Here is a 24307-nt window from a genome sequence, read left to right as displayed (position 1 = left end):
ATGTCCGCGTCGCTGTCCGTCCTGGAGACCGGGACCATCCGCATCCGCCCCAGCCACCGCACCCAGAGCGCCACGCGCCCGGTGCTCCTGCGCCGTCTCAAGGTGATCGCCGGGGACCGCGGCTGGACCGAGCCGCTGCCCATCAACACCTACCTCATCGACCACCCCGACGGCCCGATCCTCTTCGACACAGGGGAGTCCCCCCACTCCACCGAGAAGGGCTGGCTGCCCTGGTGGCAGCCGTTCTTCCATCGCGCCGTGGACATCCACGTCGCCCCCGAGGAGGGCATCGGCGCCCGGCTCGCCGAGCGCGGGCTGCGCCCCGAGGACCTCCAGGCCGTCGTGGTCTCCCACCTCCACCACGACCACGGCGACGGGCTCGGCGACCTCGCCTCCGCGCGGCGGATCCTCGTCTCCGAGGAGCACTGGGACTTCTACCGCAAGCCCTTCCGCGCGACCGTCGAGGGCGCCGTCCCGCAGCACTGGCCCGCGGGCTTCACCCCGGAGCGCCTGCGCCTCACCGGTCCCGCCCTGGGCCCCTGGGACCGCACGTACCCGATCACGGCCGACGGCCGCGTGCTCGGCGTGCCGACCCCGGGCCACGTGCCCGGCCACATGTCCGTGGTCGTCCTCGCCGACGACGCCACCTACCTCCTCGGCGGCGACGTCACCTACGACCAGGCCCTCCTGGACCAGGAGCACACGGACGGCGTGAACAACGACCCCGCGCTCGCGATCGACCAGCTGCGCCGCATCAAGGAGTTCGCGCGCAGCCGCCCCGTGGTCCTGCTGCCCGCACACGACCCGGACGCCGCCCGTCGGCTCGCCGAGCGGGAGCCCTTCACGCCCTCGCCGCTGCGCTGAGCGCCCGCGGCGAGAACAGCAGCAGCCACACCAGGTAGGCGCCGCCGATCGCGGCGGTCACGAGGCCGACAGGGATCTGGAACGGCGCGAGCAGGCGCTGCGCGAGGAGGTCCGCGCCGACGAGCAGGCACGCCCCCATCGCCATCGCCGGCGGCAGCGAGACGCCGGGGGAGCGGGCGAGGCGGCGCGCGAGCTGCGGGGCCGCGAGGGCGAGGAACCCGATCGGCCCCGCGACCGCGACCCCGGCCGCCGTGAGCCCCACCCCGCAGGCGATCGCGAGCAGCCGGGCCCGCCGCAGCGGCAGGCCCAATCCGGCGGCGAGGTCGTCGCCGAGCTCGAGGGCGCGCAGGGACCGCGACTGCGAGAGGCCCAGCGGCACGAGCACCGCGAGGGCGATCGCGAGCGGGAGCACCGGCCCCCAGGTGATCGCGTTGAGGCTCCCGTGCTGCCAGGCGCGGGCCGTCTCCTCCTGCTCGATCGGGGCGCGCGTGAGCAGGTAGTCGTTGACCGCCGCGAGCAGCGCCGCGATCGCGATCCCGCCCAGCACGATACGGTCGCCGGTGAGGCCCCGCCGGGCGGCGACGGCCACCACCGCGGCGGCGGTGAGGAGCCCGCCCGCGAAGGTGCCGAGACCCACGGTCCCCGCGGTCGCCGATCCGGCGAGCAGGATGACCGCGAGACCGCCGGTCGCCGCGCCGGTCGTGAAGCCGATGATGTCCGGGCTGCCCAGCGGGTTCCGCGAGAGCGACTGGAAGATCGCGCCGGCTCCCGCGAGCGCGAGCCCCACGAGCGCCGCCGCGATCACGCGCGGCACGCGCTGCCCGACCACGACGAAGCGGTCGAGGTCGCTCCCGCCGCCGGTGAGGGTGCGCAGAGCCTCCCCGGCGGTGATCTCGTAGGCGCCGGTGAGGACCGTGGCGAGCGCGAGGCCGACGGCGGCGAGCGTGAGCACGGCGGTGACGACGGCGGTGCCGCGGTGCACGAGCAGGCTGATCCCTCCCGGCAGCCGCAGCAGCGTGTGGCCGGCCGGGACCAGGCGGGGTCGCACCGTCGGCGCCGTCATCGCGACCTCGCCGAGAGCACGAGGGCGAGGAGCACGGGGGCGCCGATCGCCGCGGTGACGATGCCGACCTCGAGCTCGCCGGGCGGCGCGACCAGGCGTCCCAGCACATCGGCGCCGAGCACGAGCACCGGCCCGAGCACCGCCGAGAGCGCGAGCACGAGCCGCTGGTCCACCCCCACGAGCAGCCGGAGCACGTGCGGGACGACGAGCCCCACGAAGCCGATCGGCCCGGCCGCGGCCGTCGCCGCCCCCGCCAGCAGCGTGATCGCGGCGAAGGTCGTCACGCGGAGCACGGGAAGCCGCACCCCGAGGGCGGTCGCCTGGTCGTCCCCGAGGGCGAGCGCGTTCAGCGCCGGGGCGGAGACGGCCGCGAGCAGGAGGCCGACCCCGAGCGCCGGGGCGAGCGCGAGCAGGGGCTCCGTGCCGCGATCGGCGACCGAGCCGACCATCCAGAGGCGGTAGGAGGTGAAGGCGTCGGTGTCGAACAGGGTGATGATCCCCGTGCAGGCGCCGAGGCACGCGCTGAGCGCCGCGCCCGCGAGCACGAGTCGTGCGTGGTCGCTCGCCCGGGAGCGGCGTGTGCTCACGGCGTGCACGAAACCGGCCGCGAGCCCGGCGCCGAGCAGCGCCCACCAGAAGTACTCCCCGACGCCGCTCGCACCGAGCGCGGAGATCGCGATGACCACCGCGAAGGAGGCGCCCGCGTTGACGCCCAGCAGTCCGGGCTCCGCGAGCGGGTTCCGGGTGAGGGCCTGCATCAGCACCCCTGCGACGGCGAGCCCGCAGCCGGCGCCGATCGCGAGCAGGGTGCGCGGCATCCGCAGCTGCCACACGATGATCGCCTCGCGCGAGCCGTCCGGATGGACGAGGCCCCGCCAGGCCTCGTCGATCCCGATCGGGTTCGATCCGAGCGCGAGGCTCAGCAGCACGAGCCCCCCGAGCGCGAGCAGCCCGCCGCCCAGCACCCCGAGCGGCAGGGCGCGGCGGCGGGGCGGGGATGCGGGCGGCGTCACGGTGGACGGATGAAGGAGCGTCACGTGAGGTGACCCTAAGCTATTTACATGACAGCCTCTTCCCGCATTTCGCGTCGCCTCGCCCTCGGTCTCGCCGCCCCCGCCGCCCTGCTCGCCCTCGCCGCCTGCGCGGACGCCACCGGAAGCGGCAGCCCGGCGAGCGACGGCGGCGGGGTCGCCGCCGCGACGGAGCCCACCACCCCGCGCACCATGCCGGAGGGCAAGGGCAGCGGCGAGGCCGACGGCGTCTTCCCCCGCACCGTCGTCCACTTCGCCGGCGAGACCACCATCGAGACGGAGCCCGCCCGCGTCGTCGTCATCTCCACCGGGCAGATGGACGCCCTGCTCACCCTCGGCCTCGTCCCCGTCGGCTCGACAGCCGGCGACGGCGGTGACATGGTCCCCGCCTACCTCGCCGAGGCCTTCGCCGAGCAGAAGGCGCAGCTCGACGAGGTCACCTTCGTGGGCAGCCGGGTCGACCCCGACCTCGAGACGATCGCGAACCTCGCCCCGGACCTCATCGTGCTCAACGTCGCCGGGAAGGACGACGTCGAGACCTTCGTCGCGAGCGCGAGCGAGATCGCGCCGACCGTCGCCACCCAGGGCACGGGCCTGTACTGGAAGCAGGACCTGCTGCTGCTCGCGGACGCACTGGGCAGGACCGAGCAGGCGCAGACCTGGCTCGACGAGTTCCACGCCGACGCCGCCGCCATGGGCGAGGCCGTCGAGGGGGACCCGACCGTCTCCTTCCTGCGCAAGAACGGCGACCGCACCCGCGTGTTCGGCGTCGCCTCCTTCTCCGGCTCCGTCGCCGAGGACGCCGGGCTCTCCCGCCCCGAGTCCCAGGCCTTCACCGACACGACCTCCGTCGACATCAGCGCCGAGCAGCTCGACCAGGCCGACGCCGACTGGATCCTCTACGGCGTCCAGGGAGGCGACGAGTCCGAGCTGACCTCGCTCGCGCTGTGGCCCACGCTCGGCGCCGTGGCCGCCGACCATGCCGTCGAGGTGGACGACGACGCCTTCTACCTCAACACCGGACCGACGGCCGCCCGCCACGTGCTCACCACGCTGCAGGAGACCCTGGCCTGAGCCCTCAGCGGGCCCGCGGCATCGCGGCGGCGACCCACTCCTCGGCGTCCACGAGGCGCGGATCCGCTCCGTGGGCGCCGAGCCAGGTGCACACGTTGCGGCAGTCCCGGCGCAGGAACTCCTCGCCGTGCGGGTTCGCCACGAGATCCAGCACCTGCGGCACGTCGATCACCACGAGGTCCTGCCCGCCGCTGCGGGGGTCCACGAGCACGTTGTAGGGGGAGAGGTCCCCGTGGACGAGGCCCAGCTCCTCGCCGAGCGTGACGACGACGCGCCGCAGCTGCGCCGCCCAGCGGTCCGCGAGGTCCGGCTCGGGGCGGGCCTCGTGCAGGCGCGCCCCGGCGGTGGGCGTGCCCGGTGTCCCGTCCGTCGCGTGCTCGGTGCCCACGAACTCCATGAGCAGCTCGGTGCCCTGCACCTGCACCGGGTACGGGACGGGGAGGCCCGCGGCGCTCAGGCGGGTGAGGACGTCGAACTCGGCGCGCGCCCAGCGGTCCGCGGCCGCCTCCCGGCCGAAGGCGGTGCCCTTGGCGATCGCGCGCGCCTCCCGCGAGTCCTTCACCCGCCGGCCCTCCGTGTACTGCGCCGTGCGGTGGAAGGAGGAGTGCTTCTCGGAGCGGTAGCGCTTGGCGACGTAGAGCGCGCGCTCGCCGGGGGCGCCGGTGCGCCGGTGCTCGGGCAGGGCGCGCTCGAGCAGGAAGGCGTCGGCCTCCTTGCCCGTCTTGAGCACGCCGAGCTCGGTGTCGATCGCGCCGTCGTGCTGCACGACCCAGTCGGGGAAGGGCTGCGGGCCGCGATCCATCGTGTGGGCCGTCTGCGGCCACGTGGACCAGCGCTGGTCGGGGCCGGGCTCGTCGGGCACGGAAGGGAACTCGTCGGGATCGGCGAGGCCGGAGGAGACGAGCGAGGCGGAGTAGAAGGTGTCCCAGTCGAAGGACGAGGTCATGGGGGTGTCTCCCGGGGAGAGGGACCCGCAGGAGCTCAGCGGGTCGAGGGGTGGTGGAGGACGGCAGGGGTCAGCACGGTGACAGCCATGGGGTCCTCCTCTCCTCGGGGCGCGCCCCGCGTGGGGCGGCGACTGCGCACACCGTAGACGGCGGCCGTCGGCCCCGTCGAGCGAATAGACGTCCACGGCGGGATCGGGCGGAACGACGCGGCTCAACCGATTCAGCGGATCCCCGTTCCCTCGTGGGAAGTGATCGCTGGGTTCGTCGCAGCCCGACCCGCAGGAGCCACCCCACCCCCTTCAGGAGGAGGCGACGATCACGTCAGCCCCGCACTCCCGCTCCGGGTCCTCGAGGCCTACGCCCGGGACGTGCCCCTGCGCGGCATCATGCAGACCGACGAGGCCGGGACGATCTCCGAGCCCGGCGCCGCCGTGCCGCTGATCGGCATGTTCTACCCGCCCGGCGGCGTCGACGTGCTCCGCGCGGCGCTGCTCGAGAAGATCCAGGAGCACGGCGGGAAGGGACCGCTGTTCATCGCGGGGCTCATCAACGCGTGGAGCTGGACGCCCAGCCACGCGCTCGAGCTCGTCTCCGACCTGCCGGACGAGGTCGAGGTCGTCCTCGCCGACGAGTTCTTCGATCTGTTCTCCCGCACGGCATGATGCCCGGGTGACCACTTCCGACACCGCCCCCGCGCAGCTGCTCGCCCTCTACGACGCGCAGCTGCGCGAGGGCACCGAGGTGCTCGGCGCCGGGTGGTCCGCGCGGCTCGGGCCGCTCACCCTCGCCGTGCATCCCGGCGGCGGAGGCTTCGTCACGTACCGCACGCTCGCGGCGGAGACCGAACTTCCCGCCCTCGTCGGCGCCGCCGTCGAGAGGCTGCAGGAGGCCGGCGCCGGCGAGATCGAGTGGAAGACCCGCGGGCACGACCACGTCCCCGGCCTCGAGGAGGCCCTCGCCGGCCACGGCTTCGCGGCGGAGGAGACCGAGGCGATCATGATCGGCCCGCTCACCGGACTCACCGCCGAGGTCCCGCTCGCCCCGGGCTCCCGCGTGCGGCGCGCGCTCGAGGCGGAGGACGTCCGCGCCGTGAGCGCCATGACCGACCGCGCCTTCGGCCAGCAGGTCGACACCACCCGGGCCGATGCCCTCGTCGAGGCCGTCGCCGCCGGGGAAGGGACGCAGCTCTGGGTCGCCGAGGTCGACGGGGAGATGGCCTCCGCCGGGCGGCTCGTCACCGTGCCCGGCACGGATTTCGTGGGCCTCTGGGGCGGGGCGACCCTGCCCGCCTTCCGCGGCCGGGGCCTGTACCGGGCGCTCACCGCCGCCCGCGCCCGCGCCGCCCTCGCGCAGGGCTTCCGCTACGTCCACAGCGACTCGACGCCCTTCTCCGAGCCCATCCTCGAGCGTTCCGGTCTGACGCGCGTCTCCACCACCACGCCCTGGGTGCGCGTCAGGCGTCTCGATACCCTCACGGGGTGAGCTCTCCCGACCCCCATCGCCGTCTCCTCGCCGTCCTGTTCGGGGGGATGGGCGTCCTCCACTTCGCCGCGCCGTCCGTGTTCGACCAGATCGTGCCCCGTGCGCTGCCCGGCCGCGCCCGGTCCTACACCCTCGCCTCGGGCGGCGCCGAGCTCGTCGTCGCGGGGTTGCTCATGTCGCCCCGGACCCGCGGCTGGGGCAGTGCCGCGGCGGTGGCCCTGCTGGTCGCCGTGTTCCCGGCGAACGTCCAGATGGCGCTGGACTCCCGTGACGCCTCTCTGCTGCGTCGCGCGGTCGCCCTGGGGCGACTGCCGCTCCAGGGGGTCCTCATCGCCCAGGCTGTGGGAGCCGGGAGACGCTGATCGGCCGGCGGCCTCCGATCCTCAGCGGGAGAAGGCGAGGCCCCCGGCGACGAGGGTCGCGAGCGGGCGCACCGCGCGGAGCCGTGCGGCCGCCTCGCGGGCGGCGGCGTCCACGAGGAGCCCGTCGGCCCCGAGGGGCACGTCGCCGAAGGGATCCTCCTCGAGCAGCACGAGGTCCGCGGGGCCGCCCACGGCGAGGGAGCGGATCCCGTCGGTCGAGGCGGCGAGCGCCTCGCGCGGCTGCAGCTGCTGGTCGGGGAACCAGCCGGGACGATGATCGGCGCTGCGGTGCACCGCCGCGGCCATCGCGAGCCACGGGTCCACCGGGGCGACCGGGGAGTCCGAGCCCAGCAGCAGCTCCACCCCCGCGTCCGCCAGGTCGCGGAATCGGTAGGCGAGCCGTGCGGCGCCGGGCAGGAACTCCTCGGTGGGGTCGCGGTCGTCCAGCAGGTGCGCGGGCTGCACCGAGGCGCGCACCCCGAGCGCCGCCATCCGGGCCACGTCCTCGTCCGCGAGCAGCTGGGCATGCTCGATCCGGCCCGCGACGCCCGCTTCCGCGAAGGCGTCGAGCACCACGCCCACCGCCGCGTCGCCGATCGCGTGCACCGCCGGCTCGAGACCGAGGGTCGCCGCACGCCCCAGCAGGGCGGGCAGCTCGTGGGCGTAGTCGCTGAGCACGCCGACCGGCCCGCCGGGATGGCGGCAGTAAGCGGAGCGGGAGCCCAGGGAGCCGTCCGCGATGACCTTGAGCGGGCCCATCGTCACGAGGCCGTCGGCCGTGAGCGGTGTGCCCGTCGGTCCCGGCACCGTGTCGAGCCCCGAGGCGTAGGTCGCCGCGCGCACCCGCATGCGCGCCCCGCGCCCCTGCCACAGCCGCCAGTTCTCCGCCCACTCCATGTCCGTGAGCCCCACGAGCCCGCAGGCCAGCGCGTCCTCCTGCAGGCGGAGGATCCCCGCGGCGAGGCCGGCGGCGACGCCGGGCAGGTCGTCGAGGTGCGGGACCGCGTCGAACCACTCGTCCTCCGCGACGATCCCCGTGCGCGGCGGGAGGCCCAGGCCCCGGAGCGCGGCGGAGCTCATCCAGGCGTGGTGCGCGTCCCCGCCGATCAGCACGATCGGCACCCCGCTGCCGTCGTCACCGCCCACCGCGTCGAGCGCGGCGACCGTCGGCTCCCCGGTGAGGTCCACGAGCCGGTGCCCGAAGCCCACGAGCGCGGAGCGGTCGTGCGGCTCCCGCGCCGCGAGCGCCTCCCGTGCGAGCTGCACGACGTCCTCCGCGGAGCCCGCCGCGGAGGTGTCGAGCCGGGCGTAGCCCTGCGCCGTCTGCCCCGCGTGCACGTGGTGGTCCCACAGGCCGGGGATCGCGAGCGCGCCGCCCGCCTCGAGGATCTCCTCGCCCTCCCGGGGCAGGTCGGGGCCGATCGCGGCGATCAGGCCGTCACGCAGCAGCAGGTCCACGGGGGAGGAGGCGCCGAGCAGGCGCACGTCACGCACGAGCACCCCGGCAGGGTACCCATGACAGCCGTCATGGGCAGGTCGTGACGGCGGCCGATGGGCCCGCCCCGCCTCCCCGGCGGAGGGTGGAGCCATGAACGACACGACCCCCGCCCTCGCGCTCACCGGGCTCACGAAGAGCTTCGGCGAGCTCACCGCCGTGGACCACGTGGACCTCACCGTCCCCCGCGGCCAGATGCTCGCCCTGCTGGGCCCCAACGGCGCCGGCAAGTCCACGACCACCGAGATGATCCTCGGCCTCGCCACCCCGGACTCCGGCACGGTCGAGGTGTGCGGCACCGCTCCCGTGACCGCCGCCCAGGAGGGGCGCGTCGGTGCGATGCTCCAGAACGGCACGCTGCTCGAGGACGTGCCCGTGCGGCTGCTGCTCTCGCTCGTCGCCGGGGTCTGCGCGCACCCGCTCCCGCTCGACGACGTCATCGAGCGGGCCGATGTCTCCGGCCTGCTCCGCAGGAGCACCTCCCGCCTCTCCGGCGGCGAGGCCCAGCGCGTCCGCTTCGCCCTCGCCCTCCTGCCGGACCCGGAGGTGATCCTGCTGGACGAGCCGACGGTCGCGATGGACGTCGAGACCCGCCGCCGCTTCTGGGAGCGCATGCGCCACGTCGCCGCGGAGGGCCGCACCGTCCTCTTCGCGACCCACTACCTCGAGGAGGCGGACCAGGAGGCCGGCCGCGTCGTCGTCATGGACCGCGGCCGCATCGTCGCCGACGGCACCGGCGCCCAGATCAAGGAGCGGATCGGCGGGCGGGTCCTCACCCTCGCCCTGCGCGGCGGCGCGACCGACGCCGCCCCGCTCGCGGCCCTGCCCGGCGTCAGCGCCGTGGACCTGCTCGAGGACGGCCGGCTGCGCCTCGCGACCACCGACTCCGATGCGACCCTCGCGGCCCTGTTCGCGCCCGGGGGGCTCGGCGCGACCGGCGCGGCGCGCGACATCGCCGTCACCACCCCGAGCCTCGAGGACGCGTTCCTCCAGCTCACCACCCACTGACCAGCCCGCACCCCGAGACCCAGGAGCCCGTCATGACCGCTGTCCCCACCGCCGCAGAGCCCGTTCCCGTCTCGCACACCCTCGCCGGGCCGCGCACCGTCCCGCAGCTCGTGCGCACCGCCCGCTACGCCGTCGCCACGACCCGCACCACCCTGCGCAACGGCATGTTCGTGTTCTTCACGATCGCCCTGCCCGTGCTCATGTTCCTCATGTTCAACCAGATCTACGGCACCCAGGCCTCCGGGGAGGCCGGGCAGAGCGTCGGCACCTTCATCATGGTGAACATGGCCGCGTACGGCGGCCTCGGCGCCGCGATCAACGCGGGCGCGATCATCCAGACCGAGCGCAGCAACGGCTGGCTGCGCCAGCTCATGGTCGCCGGGCTCATGCCCCGCAGCTTCGTCGCCGGCAAGCTCGTCGCCGCGATGGTCGTCGTGCTGCCCGCCCTGCTCGGCGTGTTCCTCGCGGGCATCCTGCTCGCCGGGATCGACCTCAGCGCCCTCGAGCTCACGCGCTCCCTGCTCACCCTCTGGGTCGGCATGGTCCCGCTGGTCCTGCTGGGCCTCGCCGTGGGGCTCGCGCTCAAGCCGAGCGCCGTCGGCCCCGTCACCACGATCGGCATGATGATGCTGGCCCTCGTGGGCGGCCTCTGGTTCCCCTTCGAGATGTTCCCCGACTGGCTGCAGAGCGTCTCGCTGTACACGCCCACCTACTGGCTCGGCCGGCTCGGCGCCTGGGGGATCATCGGTGAGGACCTCCCGGTGCGCGGCGTCGTGACGCTCGCCGCGTGGGCGGTCGGCCTCGCGCTGGTCTGCGCGCTGCTGCTGCGCCGCGCCGCCCGCGGCGCCTCCCGACGCTGACGCCCCGCCACCGCGGCGGAGCAGGAGAGGGGAGACTGGGGCCATGACCACCGAGACCGCGCGCCGGCGACGACGACGGTCCCGCACGGCCGGCGCCGTCGGGCTCGAGTTCCCGCGCACGCCGCGCGGCGTCCACCAGGCGGCGCGGGCCTCCGGGGCCCTCGCCTACAACGCGCCCTCGCTGCTCTTCCTGCTCTACGTGCTGATCCCCGCGTGGACCGAGCTGTCGCCCGTGCGGGCCGTGGTCGTCACCGCGCTGTGCCTCGTCTACGCGCTGCTGTTCGCGTACACGGCGGGGATGCGCGCCTACCCGGTGCGGGACCGCCTCGTCTGGCTCGGCGCGAGCTGGGTCGTGCTGGGCCTGCTGGGTCTCCTGATCCACGGCGAGATCCTCTACATGATCATGTTCGTGCAGGTCATGCACGGGATCCTGCTGCCGATCAGGGTGGCGAGGTTCGTGGTGCCGGGCCTCGCCGCGGTCGCGGTGCCGATCGCCGTCGTCCTTGAGCAGCCGATCGCGATCATCCTCGCGCTCGTGGGCGTCGTGCTCTCCCTCGGCGTCGCCGAGGGGATCGAGCGCTCGATCCTGCAGGAGAAGCTCGACGCGGCGGAGCGGCGCAGCGCCGTCCTCGCCGTCGCCGCGGAGCGCGAGCGGATCGGCCGCGACCTCCACGACATCCTCGGCCACTCCCTCACCACCATCACGGTCTCCGCGCAGCTCGCCCAGCGGCTCCTGGACGCGGACCCCGCCGCGGCGAAGGCGCAGCTCGCCGAGATCGAGAGGATCTCCCGGCAGTCCCTCGCGGACGTCCGCACCACGGCGAGCGGCATGCAGCAGGTGCGCGCCGCGAGCGAGATCGCCTCCTCCCGCAGCGTGCTCGAGGCGGCGGGCGTGAGGCCGGAGGTGCCCCCGGCCCTGCCCGCCCTGCCGGACGACCGCGCCGAGCTGTTCGGCTACGTCATCCGCGAGGGCGTCACGAACGTGGTGCGCCACGCCCGCGCGTCCCGCTGCACGATCCGCCTCGAGGAGGACCTCGTGCAGGTCGCCGACGACGGCGCCGGCATCCCCGAGGGTCGCGCCCGCAGCGGCCTCGCGGGCCTCGCGCGCCGCGTCGAGGAGCACGGCGGCACCCTCGACGTGGACTCCGACGACACCGGCACGCGGCTCACCGCGCGCCTCCCGCGCCTCACCGAAGGAGTCCCCGCATGACCGCCCCGCTCCGCGTCGCGCTCGCCGACGACCAGGCCATCCTCCGCAGCGGCCTCGCCGCGCTGCTCCGCCTCGAGAGCGACCTCGAGGTCATCGGCGAGGCGGCGACCTGCGCGGAGACCCTCGACCTCGTCGAGGAGGCCCGGCCGGACGTCCTGCTCCTGGACGTGCAGATGCCTGCCGGCACCCGGGCGGGCGGCGAGCCCGGCCCGGCCGACGGCCTCGAGGTCGCCGAGCGCCTGCACGCCTCCGGCTCGCCGACCCGCGTGATCGTGCTGACGACCTTCGGCCGCGCCGGCTACCTGCGCCGGACCCTCGAGGCCGGCGCGGGCGGCTTCATGGTCAAGGACGCCCCCGTCGAGCGGCTCGTCGACGCGGTGCGGCGCGTGCACCAGGGCCTGCGCGTCGTGGACCCCGAGCTCGCCGCACAGTCCCTCGCCGCCGGCCCGAATCCGCTCTCCGCGAAGGAGACCGAGGTGCTGCGCGCCGCCGCGCTCGGCGGGACCACCGGTGACATCGCGGCGCGCGTGTTTCTCTCCGAGGGGACCGTGCGCAACCACCTCTCCTCCGTGATCGGGAAGCTCGGCGTCACCAACCGCGCCGAGGCGGTGCGCTCCGCCACGGACAACGGCTGGCTCTGACGCCCGGCACCGGGGCCGCGTAGGCTTCTGCGGTGCGTGCGATCGAGGACATCCTGGTGGGGCTGATCCATGTCAGCGTTCCCGTCTTCGCGATCGCCTCGATGCTGTCGATGGGGCTGCGCACACCGCTGCGCTCCTTCGGCGCCCAGCTCCGGGACCGACGCACCGTGCTCGCGGTGCTCGGCGCGAACTTCGTCGTCGTCCCCGCCGTGGGCACGCTCGTGCTGTGGCTGCTGAGCGGGATCCTGCCGGCGCAGACGGGGGAGGGGTTCGTCATCGCCCTGTGCGCCGCCGGCGCCCCCTTCGTGCTCCAGCTCGGCGCGATGGCCCGCATCCCCTACGGCGAGACCGCGGGGCCGATGACGGTGCTGCTGCTCGGGTCGATCGTCTTCATGCCGATCGTCGTGCCCTTCCTCCTGCAGGACGTCGAGGTCGACGGCTGGGCGGTCGCACGGCTGCTGCTCGGCACGATGCTCTCGCCGATGATCGCGGGGATCGTGCTCGCCGCCGTGTTCCCGCGGCGCGCGGACCGGATGGCCCGCGTGGCCGGCGCCGCGGCGGCGGTCTCCGCGGTGCTCATGTTCCTCTCGGGCTTCGGCGCGAACTCGGGCGTCGTCATCGAGCTCATGCTCTCGCCCGCGCTGCTCGTCGCCGCGGGTCTCGTGGCCATGGCCTTCGTCGCCGGCCGCGCCGCGGGGGACCTCGCCGGCCCCACGCTCACCGTGCCCGATGGCCCCGCGATCCTCTCGAGCCAGCGCAACATCGCCGCCGCCCTGCTCGTCGCCCGCGGGGACGGCATCGACCCGTCGGTGGTCGTCGCGATCCTCGTGCTGAGCGCCGTGGGCTTCGTCCTGCTCGTGCCCTACGCCCTGGTCACCGGGGCAGTGCGGCGCCGCCGCGACGGGGAGAGGATCACCGTCGGCGTGATCCTCGGGATCGTCGGCCCCCGCTCCGACTGATCGGGACCGCCCGCGCCGCACCTCGCGTCGCCGGTCCGCGGCCCGTGTGCCTCGCCGGTGCGGGTGCCTGCCCGTCGGCCCCCGGCCGAGCGGAGCGGGACCGTTCCGCGCTCGGTGAACGGGAGGGCCCGGCCGCGTCGCGGGTCGGCCCCAGCGCCTAGCCTGGGCGCGTGTCGTCCCTCCTCCGCATCGTGCGGTTCACGCGCTCCCTCACCCCCCTCTACCTGACGATCATCGCGGCCTCGGTGCTCACCGCCGTCGCGAACCTCGCCGTCCCCTTCATCATCGGCCGCGCCACGGACACCGTCGCGGGCGCCGTCGGCGGCGACCTCGCCACCGGTGACGCCGTGCGCACCGTGCTCTGGCTCGCCGGGGCGCTGCTCGCCGTCGAGCTCGCCACGACCGTCGTCTCCAACGTCGGCGGCTGGTTCGGCGACGTCATGGCGAACCGCCTGCGCACGATCCTCTCGGTGCGCTACTACGACAAGCTGCTGCACCTGCCGCAGCGCTGGTTCGACACGGAGCTGACGGGCACGATCGTCGCCCGCCTGAACCGCTCGATCGCGGAGATCTCGCAGTTCGCGAAGACGATGTCGAACTCCTTCGCGACCATGCTCATCACGACCGCCGCCGTGCTCGGCATCAGCGCCTTCTACTTCTGGCCGCTCGCGGTGCTGCTGATCATCGTGTTCCCGATCTACGTCTGGCTCACCTCGCTCACCTCGGTGAAGTGGCAGAGGCTCGAGGGGGATAAGAACACCGAGATCGACATCGCCTCGGGTCGCTTCGCCGAGGTGATCGGCCAGATCCGGGTCGTGAAGTCCTTCGTGCGCGAGCGCGGCGAGCTCGGCGACTTCTCGCGCCGCTTCCGCTCCACGGACGCCACCACCCGCGCCCAGTCGACGCACTGGCACTCGATGGACGTGCTGCGCCGCGCGGTCCTCAACATCATCTTCTTCGCGGTGTACGCGATCATCTTCACCCGCACCGTGCAGGGCCACTTCACGCTCGGCGAGATGGTGCTGCTGATCCAGCTCATGAGTATGGCCCGCCAGCCGGTCGAGTCGATGAGCTGGGTCATCGACGCCTCGCAGCGCGCGATCGCCGGCTCGAAGGACTACTTCCGCGTCATGGCGACCCCGGTCGACGCCCGCACCGCGGCGATGCTCGCCGCCCAGGCGGACGCCGACGGCTCCGACGGCTCCGACGGGACCGGGGCAGAGGAGCCGCGGCGCGCTCCCGGCTCCGCGGCCGTCGGCACCCTCGAGTCGGTGCCCGGCGCCCCTGTCATCGCCTTCCGCGGCGTCGACTTCGCCTACGAGGACGGCGAGGACGTGCTGCACGGGATCGACTTCGCGGTGGACCGCGGGGAGAAGGTCGCGCTCGTGGGGGAGTCCGGCGGCGGCAAGTCCACGATCGTCAACCTCCTGCTGGGGCTGTACGAGCCGCGCGAGGGCCGGGTCGAGGTGGGCGGCCTGGACACGGAGCAGCTGCCGCTGGACGCCCTGCGCTCGCGGATCGGCGTCGTCTTCCAGGACGCCTCGCTGTTCTCCGGCACGATCGCGGAGAACATCGCCTACGGCCGCCCCGGGGCGAGCCAGGAGGAGGTGGCCGACGCCGCGCGCCGCGCGAACGCGGACGCCTTCATCCGCCGCTTCCCCGGCGGCTACGAGCAGCTGATCGGCGAGCGGGGGCTCAAGCTCTCAGGCGGTCAGCGCCAGCGCATCGCCGTGGCCCGCGCGATCCTCAAGGACGCGCCGGTGCTCGTGCTCGACGAGGCGACCTCGGCGCTCGACACGAAGGCCGAGCGGCAGGTCCAGCGGGGCCTGGACGAGCTGATGGAGGGGCGCACCTCGCTGATCATCGCGCACCGCCTCTCGACGATCGCCGCGGTGGACCGCATCATCACGCTCGAGGACGGCCGGATCGACGAGATCGGCACCCCGGCGGAGCTCGCGGCCTCGGGCGGCATCTACGCACAGCTGCTCGCGCTGCAGGACTCGGGGCAGACCAAGCGCCTGGCGAAGTTCGGCATCACCGGCTGACGGGCGCGGCGAGCATCCCGGCGAGGCGGGCGGCCTCGGGGGTGCTCACGAGGATCTCGTCCACGCCGGTCACGTCCCGGTCCACGGCGAGGCGCAGCAGCGGCATGCCGCGGCGCATGGCGACGAGCCGGCGGGTGCCGTCCGGGTGGCGGAAGGTGCCGAGCTTGCGGAACCCGGAGACCACGAGCCCGCTGCGGATCCCGAGCACCTCGTGGGTCCACCCCTCCTCGGCGCGGACGCCGCGCACCGCGGTGAGCGGCACCGCCATCCGCGACCGGCCGGTCATCATCGCCTCCCATCCGGGGAACTCGATGGTGAGCTGGGTGCTCTCGAGCCTGGTGTGCGTCATCGTCCTCACCGCTCCTTCTCGTGACCCGTCCCGATAGACTGGTCTCATAACGAGAACGTTATCAGTATGAGAATGATTGGGGAAGGCATGCCCGCGGATCCCTCCGCCCTCGACCTCGTCCTGCACCCCGTGCGCTCGCGGATCGTCCAGCAGCTCGGCGGCCGCACGCGCACCACCGCCCAGCTGCGCGAGGCGCTGCCCGACGTCACCCAGGCGACCCTGTACCGCCACGTCAGCGCGCTCCTCGACGCGGGCGTCGTCACCGTGGTCGAGGAGCGGCGCGTGCGCGGCGCGACCGAGCGCACCCTCGCCCTCGGCGACGCCCTCGCGCACGTGGACCAGGAGGGCCTGCGGGCCATGAGCACCGCCCAGCTCGCCTCCGCCCTGCGCGTCTTCCTCGCCGACCTCGCGGCCGACGCGGACCGCGCCCTCGCGGCCGACGCCCCCGCCATGCGCGACCTCTGGGGCTTCGGCCGCGGGCCGATCCACGTCGACGCCGACGACCTCGCCGCGATCCAGGAGCGTTTCGCCGCGCTCCTCGCCCCGTACCTCGAGGACGGCGGCGAGGGGAAGCACCGGGTGAGCCTCGCGACCGTGCTGCTGCCCGAGCCCCCCGAGCCGCCGTCTGCCGCGAGCACTCAGGACTGAACCCCGGGCCCGCCGGGAGCTCGGGCCCAGCTGCTGTCCTGCTGATGTCCAGCGCCCGCCGCTACGATGGTGCGCGTCACATGACGGGGGATATCGAAGGAGACACCATGGGCTTCATCCAGGCATTCAAGGGCGCTCTCGGCGGCATGCTCGCGGACCAGTGGAAGGACTTCCTGACGGTCCCCGACGGCCTCCCGCCGACGGCGGCGCTGTTCGCCGCGGTGCCGCGGGGGACGAACGCGGGGCGCGGCTCGAACACCCGCGGCAGCGAGAACGTCATCACCAACGGCTCGAAGATCGTGGTCCCGCAGGGCTACGGCCTGATCACCGTGATCGACGGCCGCGCGACGGCGCTCATCACCGAGGCCGGCGGCTACGAGTTCTCCGACTCCTCACCGGACGCCCAGTCCGTGTTCGCGGGGGAGGGCTTCCTCGCCTCGACGATCGGCATGTCCTGGGAGCGGTTCAAGTTCGGCGGCCGCCCCACCTCCCAGCAGCTCGCGTTCTACGTGAACCTCAAGGAGATCCCGGACAACCGCTTCGGCACGCAGTCGGAGATCTACTGGGACGACGCGTACCTCAACGCCCAGGTGGGCGCCGTGACCCGCGGCTCGTACACGCTGCGGATCGTGGACCCGCTGCTGTTCGTGCACAACTTCCTGCCCGCGACGTACCTCTCCGCGAACGCCCCGGTCTTCGACTTCGGCGACGTGGACAACCCCGCGGGCGGCCAGCTCTTCCAGGAGGTCGTCGGCTCGCTCGCCGCCGCCTTCTCGAAGTACACGAACGATCCCGACAAGGGCAACCGGATCACGAAGATCCAGGGCGACTCCGTGGGCTTCGCGCAGTCGCTCTCCGCCGCCGTCGAGGAGAACTACCGCTGGTCCACCGATCGCGGCCTCGCGATCGTGAAGACCGCGATCGTCTCCATCGAGTACGACCAGCGCACCCGCGAGCTGCTCACCGAGGTGCAGAAGGCCGATGCGCTCTCTGGCGCCCGCTCGCAGTCCTACCTCAACCAGTCCGTCGCGCGCGGCGTGCAGGCCGCGGGGGAGAACGGCGGCGGCGCGGGCCTGGCCATGTTCGGCGCCGGCGCGGGCGCCGCGGGCGGCCTCGTGAACCCCGTCCAGCAGACCGGCGTCCCGCAGCAGCAGCCTCAGCAGCAGGCGGCTCCCCAGCAGCAGGCGCCCGCCCAGGGCAGCGGTGACGACCCGGTCGCGAAGCTCGCCCAGTACAAGCAGATGCTCGACCAGGGGCTCATCTCCGAGGCCGATTACGAGGCGGCGAAGAAGAACGCCCTGGGTCTGTGACCGGAGGCCGCTGAACCGTCATGTCCGTGCCCCCGCAGCAGCCGCCGTGGCAGCAGCCGCCGGGCCCCACCCAGGGGCCCGGCGGCCCGCCCGCCCCGCAGCGGCAGCCCACCCCGCCGCAGGGGGAGCGGCCGCCTGCTCCCCCGCAGCAGGCCGCCCCTCCGCAGCAGCCCGCCGACCCGCAGATCCCGACGGGACCGCCGGCAGGCGGCGACCGCGTCGTCGACACGAGCTCCTCCGTGGGCGACGGCCTGCACAAGTGCCCGCGCTGCGGCAGCGCGGAGATCCGCTACTCGATCCCCGCCCGCGCGCTGGAGTGCTCGTACTGCCGCCACCGCTGGAACGAGGAGGTCGCGGAGCAGAAGTTCGGTCTGGACTCCTCGATCGCGGAGCTGCAGGGCCACACCCTCGCCTCCGGCACGGCCGACGTCCGTGAGGACCTCACCACCGTCACCCTGAAGTGCCAGGGCTGCGGCGCCGAGGTCGTCATCAACATCGCCGAGCAGATGCAGTCCCGCTGCCACTGGTGCCGGCAGACCCTCTCCGTCAACAGCCAGATCCCCGGCGGGGCCGTGCCCGACGCGGTGCTGCCCTTCCTCCTCACCCGGGAGGAGGCCGTCGAGCGGATCTCCGCCTTCGTCGACAAGCGCCGCACCTTCGCGAGCCCCCGCTTCAAGCGCGAGTTCGTGCCGGACAACGTCATGGGCGTCTACATCCCCTACATGGTGGTGGACGGCAACATGCACGCCGAGCTGCGCGGCACGGGCGAGGTCACGACCCGCTCGTACACGGTGCGCCGCAAGGTGGGCGACAACTACGTCACCGAGCAGTACTACGACGCGGACGTCTACCAGGTCCAGCGCGGCTTCGACCTGCTCGTCAACGACCTCGCCGTCGAGTCCGCCCGCCGCTTCCAGGCGGAGGACGCCTCCCAGGCCACGAACAACGTCCTGAATGCTGTCCAGCCGTACGACACGGCGAACGCCGTCGTCTACAACTCGAGCTACCTCACCGGCTTCACCTCCGAGCGCCGTGACCTCAACGTCCGCGACCTCGACCAGGACGTCGAGGAGGACTTCCTCGCGATCGCCCGCTCCAAGGTGCAGCCCACCGTCGCGAACTTCGACCGCGGGGTGCGCTGGGAGCAGGAGGGCGTCGCCGTGCGCGGCACCCGCTGGGTGTCCGTGTACGTGCCGGTGTGGCTGTACAGCTACGCGGACAGCGCCAAGGGCGACGGCTCCCTGATCCACTACATCGCCGTCAACGGCCGCAACGGCAACACGATGGGTTCCGTGCCCGTCTCCCACCCGCTGATCTTCGCGCTCTCGTGCGTCCTCGGGACGCTCGCCGCCGTGATCGGCGGGGCGATCGGCCTGGCATGGTTCCTCAGCTGAGCCCGCACCGGAAGGACCGGACCCCATGAACGACCTGCTGCTCGCCCTCACCGGCGATCCCGGCGTCACCACACTGCTGGCCGGGAACTCCTCCGGGGACGGCGCCGCCGGGATCCTCTTCCCCTTCCTCGCGGGGCCCGCCGTCTTCATCGCGGTGTACCTCGGGATCTACCGCTTCTACCGCAACACCGACAAGCGCCACGAGTTCGAGCGCAAGACGGAGGTCTCCGTCGGCAACCTCAGGAGCGCCGATCGCCGCGTGGGCTCGAACAACCGCCAGCGCTCGCGCCGGATGAACGGCTCGAACGAGGACGACCACCTCGTGCGGGTGCAGCGGATCCAGGTGCGATGACCTCCGTGCGCGGGGCCGGCGCGGGCGAGGCGGACGCGATCGTCGTCGGCGCCGGGCTCGCCGGCCTCGTCGCGGCGTGCGAGATCGCCCGGGGCGGGCGGAGCGTGCTGCTGCTCGAGCGGGAGGGCGAGCAGGACCTCGGCGGGCAGGCCTGGTGGAGTTTCGGCGGGCTGTTCATGATCGACACCCCCGAGCAGCGCCGCCTCGGCATCCGCGACAGCCTCGACCTCGCCCGGCAGGACTGGCTCGGCACCGCCGCCTTCGACACCCCCGAGGACCACTGGCCCCGCCGCTGGGCGGAGGCCTACCTGCAGTTCGCGGCGGGGGAGAAGCGCTCCTGGCTGCACGCCCTGGGGCATCGCAGCTTCCCTGTCGTGGGCTGGGCGGAGCGCGGCGACGGCCGCGCCGAGGGGCACGGGAACTCGGTGCCCCGCTTCCACGTCACCTGGGGCACCGGCCCCGGCGTCGTCGAGCCCTTCGCCCGCCGCCTCGCCGAGCTCCGTGCGAGCGGGCAGGTGCGGCTGCTCACCCGGCGCGCGGTCACCGAGGTGCTCGTCGAGGGCGGTCGCGCCGTCGGCGTGCGCGGAGACGTGCTCGCCGAGGACCCCGCCCCGCGCGGCAGCGGATCGAGCCGCGAGGTCGTGGGGGAGTTCGAGCTCCGCGCGCCCGCCGTGCTCGTGGCGACGGGCGGGATCGGCGGCAACGCGGAGCTCGTGCGGGAGCGCTGGCCCGAGGAGCTCGGCACCATGCCGCGCGACATCGTCCACGGGGTGCCGGAGAGCGTGGACGGCAGCGGCATGATCGCCGCCCACGCCGCGGGCGGCAGCTGGATCCATGAGCGGCGCATGTGGCACTACACCGAGGGTGTGCGGAACTGGGACCCGGTGTGGCGCGGCCACGGCATCCGCATCCTCCCCGGCCCCTCCTCGCTCTGGGTGGACGCCCGCGGGCGGCGCCTGCCCGCCCCGGCCTTCCCCGGCTTCGACACCATGTCGACGCTGCGCCACCTGCGCACCACCGGCCACGACCACTCGTGGTTCGTGCTCACGCCCGCGATCATCGCGAAGGAGTTCGCGCTCTCCGGCAGCGAGCAGAACCCCGATCTCACGGGCCGCGACTGGCGGCAGGTCCTCGCCCGGGTGCGCCCCGGGGCGCCCGGGCCCGTGCAGGCCTTCCTCGACCACGGCGAGGACTTCCTGCAGGCGGGGAGCGTCCCCGAGCTCACCGCCGCGATGAACGCGCTCGTGGGGGATGAGCTCGTGGACGCCGCCGCGCTCGAGCGGACGATCCGCGCGCGTGACGCCGAGGTCGTCAACGCCTTCGGCAAGGACGCGCAGATCACTGCGCTGCGCGGCGCCCGTCGCTACCTCGGGGACCGGCTGATCCGCACCGCCGCCCCGCACCGCCTGCTGGACCCGGCGGCGGGCGGGCTCATCGCGGTGCGCCTGCACGTGCTGCTGCGCAAGACCCTCGGCGGGCTCGAGACGGACCTCGGTGGGCGCGTGCAGCGGGCGGACGGCACCGGCGCCCTGCCCGGGCTGTACGCGGCGGGGGAGGCGAGCGGCTTCGGCGGCGGTGGCATGCACGGCCACAGCGCCCTCGAGGGGACCTTCCTCGGCGGCTGCCTGTTCTCCGGCCGGGAGGCCGGCCGCGGGATCGTCGCGGACCTCCGATGAGCGCGGCCCCCGGGCGCGCGCTGCTGATCACCGGCGCGGTGGGCGTCGGCAAGACGACCACGGCCGACGCAGTGGGCGACGTGCTCGAGGAGCGCGGGATCCCCGGGGCGGTCCTCGACGTCGACGCCCTGCGCCGTGCCTGGCCCGCCCCGCCCGGCGACCGCTTCCACGCGGCGCTCACCCTGCGCGCCCTCACGGCGCTCTCCGCGATCCACCTCGAGGCCGGGGCGCAGGTGCTCGTCGCGGCCGAGGTCATCGAGGAGCGCTCCGCCCGCGACGCCTACGAGCAGGCCATGGGCCTCCCGCTCACCGTGGTGCGGATCCGCACGCCGCGGGAGCTGGTGCGGGAGCGGCTCCGCGAGCGCCACGCCCTGGACCCCGAGGGCCTCGCCTGGCACCGTGACCGCTTCGACGAGCTCACCGCGATCCTCGACGCCGCCGCCGTGGAGGACGTGTCCGTGGAGCAGGTCGGCTCCCCGCGCGAGACGGCCCGCGCGCTGCTCGCCGCCGTGGGGCTCGGAGACCGCGCGGCCCGGTGACCACGCAGGCGGACCGCCTGCGTCGCGAGCGGCGAACTTAGGGTAGCCTCACCATATCGTCGCCCCGACATGAACTGCGGGCGGCCCTTCCCCGAGAGGCTCCCCTCCCATGCCCGTCCCCCTCTCCCGGCGCGCCCTCCCGCTCTGCGCGGCCGCCCTCACCACCGCCCTCCTGCTCGCCGGCTGCGGCGGCGCGGCCGACGATGCCGCGGACGCCGCCGGCACCGGCAGCGGCGCCGGCACCCGCAGCGTCGAGCACGCGCGCGGCACGAGCGAGGTCCCCGCGGATCCGCAGCGCGTCGTCGTGCTCGAGCCGGTCGAGCTCGACACCGCCGTCGCCCTCGGCGTGACCCCCGTCGGCGCCGCCGTCGCGAGCAACGTCGCCGGCATCCCCGCCTACCTCGGCGTCGACGGCGTCGAGCCCGTCGGCACCGTCCCCGAGCCGGACCTCGAGGCGATCGCCGCGCTCAAGCCCGACCTCATCCTCGGCACCGAGTCGCGCCACTCGAAGCTCTACGACCAGCTCGACGCCATCGCGCCGACCGTCTACATGGCGTCCCAGGCGGACCCTTGGCAGGAGAACGCCCTGCTCGTCGGCGAGGCCCTCGGTCAGGAGGAGCAGGCGCAGGCGCTGCTGGACGGCTACGACCGGCGCTGCGAGGAGATCAAGGGGGAGCTCGACCTCGACGAGGGGACCACCGCGAACCTCATCCGCCCCCGCGACGAGACCACGCTCAGCCTCTACGGCCCCACCTCCTTCGCCGGCAGCGCCCTCGAGTGCGTGGGCCTGACCATCCCCGACCGCGAGTGGGTCGACGGCCTGCAGGCGGACCTCTCCCCGGAGAACATCCTCGACGCGACCGCGGACCACGTCCTCGTGACCACCGCCGACGTCGAGGACGAGTCCACGATCCCGTCCGCGATCACCCGGAACGCCGAGGCGTTCCCCTCGGTGACGCTCGTGGACACGAGCTACTGGGTCTCCGGCGTGGGGCCCAAGGGCGGGGACCTCGTCCTCTCCGACATCGAGAAGATCCTCTCCGCGCAGCTGTGAGGACCGCACCCCCGTCGGCGCCGGAGTCGGCGGCGCCCGCGGCGTCGTCGACGGTCCTCCGCCACCGGCGCCGCCGCGCCGCGCTGGGCCTCGCGGGCCTCGGCGCGGCGCTCCTGCTCGCCGTCGCGCTCTCGCTGATGATCGGCTCGAACTCCCTGCCGCTGCCCGTTGTGCTCGACGTGCTGCGGGGCGGCGGCGACGCCGAGGCGCGCTACGTCGTCGCCGAGCTGCGGATCCCGCGCACCGTCGCGGGGCTGGCCGTCGGCGCCGCCCTCGGCGCGGCGGGCGCGCTGATCCAGGCCTTCACCCGCAACCCGCTCGCCGATCCCGGGATCCTCGGCGTCAACGCCGGGGCGGCCTTCGCGGTCGCCCTGGGCGTCGCGCTGCTGGGCCTGCGGGACATCTCCGCCCTGCTCTGGCTAGCCTTCCTCGGCGCGCTCGTCGTGACCGTCGCGGTGTACCTCATCGGCTCCTCCGGGAGGGGCGCCGCGGACCCGATCCGCCTCAACCTCGCCGGGGTGGCGCTCGGCGCCGTGTTCTCGGGCGTCACCACCGGCCTGACGCTGAGCGACCCCGACGCCTTCGACCACATGCGCTCTTGGAACGCGGGCTCCCTGCTCGGCCGCGGCTTCGACGTGATCGGCCCGGTGCTGCCGTTCCTCGTGCTCGGCGTGCTGGGGGCGCTGCTGCTTGCCCCGGGGCTGAACGCGCTCGCGCTCGGCGACGACGTGGCCCGCGCCCAGGGCGCGCGCGTGCGCGGCATCCGCCTCGGCGTGATCGCCGCCGTGACGGTCCTCGCCGGCGCGGCGACCGCGCTCGCCGGCCCGATCGGCTTCGTCGGCCTCATGGTCCCGCACGTGGCCCGGTGGCTCCTCGGCGTCGACCAGCGGACCGTCATCGCGATCTCCGTGCTGCTCGCCCCGGTCGTCGTGCTGCTCTCCGACGTGCTGGGCCGGGTGCTCATCGCCCCCGCGGAGATCCCGGTGGGGATCGTGACCGCGTTCGTCGGCGCCCCGGTGCTCATCGCCCTCGCCCGGCGGAGGAGGGCGAGCACGCTGTGACGACCGCGATCACCCGCCCCGCCCGCCCCGCCCGTCGCGTACCGCTCGACGTCGGCCACCGCCGTCTGGTGCTGCGCCTCGCCGGGCGGTCCGCGACCCTGCGCATCCGCTCCCTCGTCACGGGGGCGGTCCTGCTCGCCCTGCTGGTGGTCCTCGCCGTCGCGGCGCTCGGCCTCGGCACCTACCCGCTCTCCCCGGGCGCCGTGGTGCGGGTGCTCCTGGGCGGCGGCGAGGCGCTCGACCGCACCGTCGTCATCGAGTGGCGGATGGCGCGGATGCTCGCCGCCGTCACCCTCGGCGGCCTCCTCGCCGTCGCCGGCGCCCTCGTCCAGACCGTCACCCGCAACCCGCTCGCGAGCCCGGACGTGCTCGGGCTGTCCAACGGGGCGTTCACGGGGATGCTGCTGAGCGTCGTCCTGGTGCAGGCGTCATGGCCGCTCATGACGGCGGGCGCGGTCGCGGGCGGCCTGCTCACCGCCCTCGTGATCTGGGCGCTCGCCCGCCGCGACGGCGTCCAGGGCTTCCGCCTCATCGTCATCGGGATCGGCGTCGCCGCGATCCTCGCCTCCGCCAACACGTGGATGCTGCTCGAGGTCGAGCTCGAGACGGCGATGTTCGCCTCCGCCTGGGGCACCGGCTCGCTCAACGGGGTCACCGGCCCGCCGCTCGCGGGCGCCCTCGCGTGCGCCGCGCCGCTGCTCGTGGTGCTCACCGTCCTCTCCCCGCGGCTGCGGCAGATCGACCTCGGTGACGACATGGCCACCGCGACCGGGGCCCGCCCCGGCCTCTTGCGCACCCTCGCGCTGCTCGTAGCGGTCCTGCTCGTCTCGATCGCGACCGCGGTGATCGGGCCCGTCGCCTTCATCGCCCTCGCGCGCCGCAG

Annotated in this window: 24 protein-coding genes and 1 pseudogene; 20 read left to right on the top strand and 5 right to left on the bottom strand. The window is 74.3% G+C overall.

Features of this window, described 5'->3' with window-relative positions:
- Positions 1 to 864: an N-acyl homoserine lactonase family protein gene (locus ACYVAP_RS13170; protein WP_498860986.1), complete on the top strand. Its 864-nt coding sequence runs from the start codon at positions 1 to 3 to the stop codon at positions 862 to 864.
- Here ACYVAP_RS13170 and ACYVAP_RS13165 read toward each other — a convergent pair.
- Together ACYVAP_RS13165 and ACYVAP_RS13160 are read right to left on the bottom strand one after the other, a co-directional pair.
- Entirely contained in the window at positions 842 to 1927 is a 1086-nt protein-coding gene (locus ACYVAP_RS13165) for a FecCD family ABC transporter permease (RefSeq protein WP_498860985.1), read from the bottom strand. The genes ACYVAP_RS13170 and ACYVAP_RS13165 overlap by 23 nt on opposite strands.
- Positions 1924 to 2964: a FecCD family ABC transporter permease gene (locus ACYVAP_RS13160; protein WP_498860984.1), complete on the bottom strand. Its 1041-nt coding sequence runs from the start codon at positions 2962 to 2964 to the stop codon at positions 1924 to 1926. Before ACYVAP_RS13160 ends, ACYVAP_RS13165 begins: the two co-directional genes overlap by 4 nt.
- A gap of 24 nt (positions 2965 to 2988) precedes the next feature.
- On the opposite strand from ACYVAP_RS13160, the gene ACYVAP_RS13155 reads away from it, so the two are divergent.
- Positions 2989 to 4032 (top strand): ABC transporter substrate-binding protein, encoded by a 1044-nt coding sequence (locus ACYVAP_RS13155; RefSeq protein WP_498860983.1) that lies wholly within the window; start codon positions 2989 to 2991, stop codon positions 4030 to 4032.
- Positions 4033 to 4036: 4 nt separating this feature from the next.
- On the opposite strand, the gene ACYVAP_RS13150 is transcribed toward ACYVAP_RS13155, so the two are convergent.
- Entirely contained in the window at positions 4037 to 4978 is a 942-nt protein-coding gene (locus ACYVAP_RS13150) for a serine protein kinase RIO (protein ID WP_498860982.1), read from the bottom strand.
- A gap of 249 nt (positions 4979 to 5227) precedes the next feature.
- On the opposite strand from ACYVAP_RS13150, the gene ACYVAP_RS13145 reads away from it, so the two are divergent.
- Genes ACYVAP_RS13145 through ACYVAP_RS13135 form a run of 3 tightly spaced genes read left to right on the top strand, consistent with a single transcriptional unit; the run spans position 5228 to position 6823 of the window.
- Complete coding sequence (locus ACYVAP_RS13145; protein WP_498860981.1) at positions 5228 to 5641, top strand: hypothetical protein; 414 nt, start codon at positions 5228 to 5230, stop codon at positions 5639 to 5641.
- 7 nt (positions 5642 to 5648) lie between these two features.
- Positions 5649 to 6461: a GNAT family N-acetyltransferase gene (locus ACYVAP_RS13140; protein WP_498860980.1), complete on the top strand. Its 813-nt coding sequence runs from the start codon at positions 5649 to 5651 to the stop codon at positions 6459 to 6461.
- Positions 6458 to 6823 (top strand): DoxX family protein, encoded by a 366-nt coding sequence (locus tag ACYVAP_RS13135; RefSeq protein ID WP_498860979.1) that lies wholly within the window; start codon positions 6458 to 6460, stop codon positions 6821 to 6823. Before ACYVAP_RS13140 ends, ACYVAP_RS13135 begins: the two co-directional genes overlap by 4 nt.
- A gap of 21 nt (positions 6824 to 6844) precedes the next feature.
- On the opposite strand, the gene ACYVAP_RS13130 is transcribed toward ACYVAP_RS13135, so the two are convergent.
- Complete coding sequence (locus tag ACYVAP_RS13130; RefSeq protein ID WP_498860978.1) at positions 6845 to 8323, bottom strand: amidohydrolase; 1479 nt, start codon at positions 8321 to 8323, stop codon at positions 6845 to 6847.
- Positions 8324 to 8411: 88 nt separating this feature from the next.
- Here ACYVAP_RS13130 and ACYVAP_RS13125 point away from each other — a divergent pair, with 88 nt between their 5' ends.
- The 6 genes from ACYVAP_RS13125 (at position 8412) to ACYVAP_RS13100 (ending at position 15041) form a co-directional block, all read left to right on the top strand.
- Positions 8412 to 9326 (top strand): ABC transporter ATP-binding protein, encoded by a 915-nt coding sequence (locus tag ACYVAP_RS13125; protein WP_498860977.1) that lies wholly within the window; start codon positions 8412 to 8414, stop codon positions 9324 to 9326.
- 32 nt (positions 9327 to 9358) lie between these two features.
- Positions 9359 to 10186, top strand: coding sequence for an ABC transporter permease (locus ACYVAP_RS13120; RefSeq protein ID WP_498860976.1), 828 nt, complete (start codon positions 9359 to 9361; stop codon positions 10184 to 10186).
- Positions 10187 to 10229: 43 nt separating this feature from the next.
- Positions 10230 to 11396: a sensor histidine kinase gene (locus ACYVAP_RS13115; RefSeq protein ID WP_498860975.1), complete on the top strand. Its 1167-nt coding sequence runs from the start codon at positions 10230 to 10232 to the stop codon at positions 11394 to 11396.
- Positions 11393 to 12037: a response regulator gene (locus ACYVAP_RS13110; protein WP_498860974.1), complete on the top strand. Its 645-nt coding sequence runs from the start codon at positions 11393 to 11395 to the stop codon at positions 12035 to 12037. The genes ACYVAP_RS13115 and ACYVAP_RS13110 overlap by 4 nt, the downstream gene beginning before the upstream one ends.
- A 32-nt stretch (positions 12038 to 12069) precedes the next feature.
- Entirely contained in the window at positions 12070 to 12996 is a 927-nt protein-coding gene (locus ACYVAP_RS13105; protein WP_498860973.1) for a bile acid:sodium symporter family protein, read from the top strand.
- 170 nt (positions 12997 to 13166) lie between these two features.
- Positions 13167 to 15041: an ABC transporter ATP-binding protein gene (locus ACYVAP_RS13100; protein WP_498860972.1), complete on the top strand. Its 1875-nt coding sequence runs from the start codon at positions 13167 to 13169 to the stop codon at positions 15039 to 15041.
- On the opposite strand, the gene ACYVAP_RS13095 is transcribed toward ACYVAP_RS13100, so the two are convergent.
- The gene (locus ACYVAP_RS13095; protein WP_498860971.1) at positions 15031 to 15390 is read right to left on the bottom strand and encodes a hypothetical protein; all 360 of its coding nucleotides are present in this window, start codon (positions 15388 to 15390) and stop codon (positions 15031 to 15033) included. The genes ACYVAP_RS13100 and ACYVAP_RS13095 overlap by 11 nt on opposite strands.
- Before the next feature lie 87 nt (positions 15391 to 15477).
- On the opposite strand from ACYVAP_RS13095, the gene ACYVAP_RS13090 reads away from it, so the two are divergent.
- From ACYVAP_RS13090 to ACYVAP_RS13050, 9 genes and pseudogenes are all read left to right on the top strand, one after another.
- Complete coding sequence (locus ACYVAP_RS13090) at positions 15478 to 16038, top strand: helix-turn-helix domain-containing protein (RefSeq protein WP_498860970.1); 561 nt, start codon at positions 15478 to 15480, stop codon at positions 16036 to 16038.
- A gap of 107 nt (positions 16039 to 16145) precedes the next feature.
- Positions 16146 to 17348, top strand: coding sequence for an SPFH domain-containing protein (locus ACYVAP_RS13085; RefSeq protein WP_498860969.1), 1203 nt, complete (start codon positions 16146 to 16148; stop codon positions 17346 to 17348).
- 26 nt (positions 17349 to 17374) lie between these two features.
- Entirely contained in the window at positions 17375 to 18742 is a 1368-nt protein-coding gene (locus ACYVAP_RS13080) for a TFIIB-type zinc ribbon-containing protein (protein WP_498860968.1), read from the top strand.
- 25 nt (positions 18743 to 18767) lie between these two features.
- Complete coding sequence (locus ACYVAP_RS13075) at positions 18768 to 19094, top strand: hypothetical protein (RefSeq protein WP_462589812.1); 327 nt, start codon at positions 18768 to 18770, stop codon at positions 19092 to 19094.
- The gene (locus ACYVAP_RS13070; protein WP_498860967.1) at positions 19091 to 20770 is read left to right on the top strand and encodes an FAD-binding dehydrogenase; all 1680 of its coding nucleotides are present in this window, start codon (positions 19091 to 19093) and stop codon (positions 20768 to 20770) included. Before ACYVAP_RS13075 ends, ACYVAP_RS13070 begins: the two co-directional genes overlap by 4 nt.
- Complete coding sequence (locus ACYVAP_RS13065) at positions 20767 to 21309, top strand: P-loop nucleotide/nucleoside kinase family protein (RefSeq protein WP_498860966.1); 543 nt, start codon at positions 20767 to 20769, stop codon at positions 21307 to 21309. Before ACYVAP_RS13070 ends, ACYVAP_RS13065 begins: the two co-directional genes overlap by 4 nt.
- A 109-nt stretch (positions 21310 to 21418) precedes the next feature.
- Positions 21419 to 22363: an ABC transporter substrate-binding protein gene (locus ACYVAP_RS13060; RefSeq protein ID WP_498860965.1), complete on the top strand. Its 945-nt coding sequence runs from the start codon at positions 21419 to 21421 to the stop codon at positions 22361 to 22363.
- Entirely contained in the window at positions 22360 to 23424 is a 1065-nt protein-coding gene (locus ACYVAP_RS13055; RefSeq protein ID WP_498860964.1) for an ABC transporter permease, read from the top strand. The genes ACYVAP_RS13060 and ACYVAP_RS13055 overlap by 4 nt, the downstream gene beginning before the upstream one ends.
- Positions 23421 to 24236 (top strand): annotated as a pseudogene (locus tag ACYVAP_RS13050) (FecCD family ABC transporter permease); the annotation flags it as partial. The gene ACYVAP_RS13055 and the pseudogene ACYVAP_RS13050, both read left to right, overlap by 4 nt.
- Positions 24237 to 24307 lie beyond the last annotated feature (71 nt).

It is taken from the genome of Brachybacterium horti (assembly GCF_054777615.1).
Note: the sequence above shows the minus strand (reverse complement) of the source record. Positions and strands in the feature narration are given on the sequence as shown.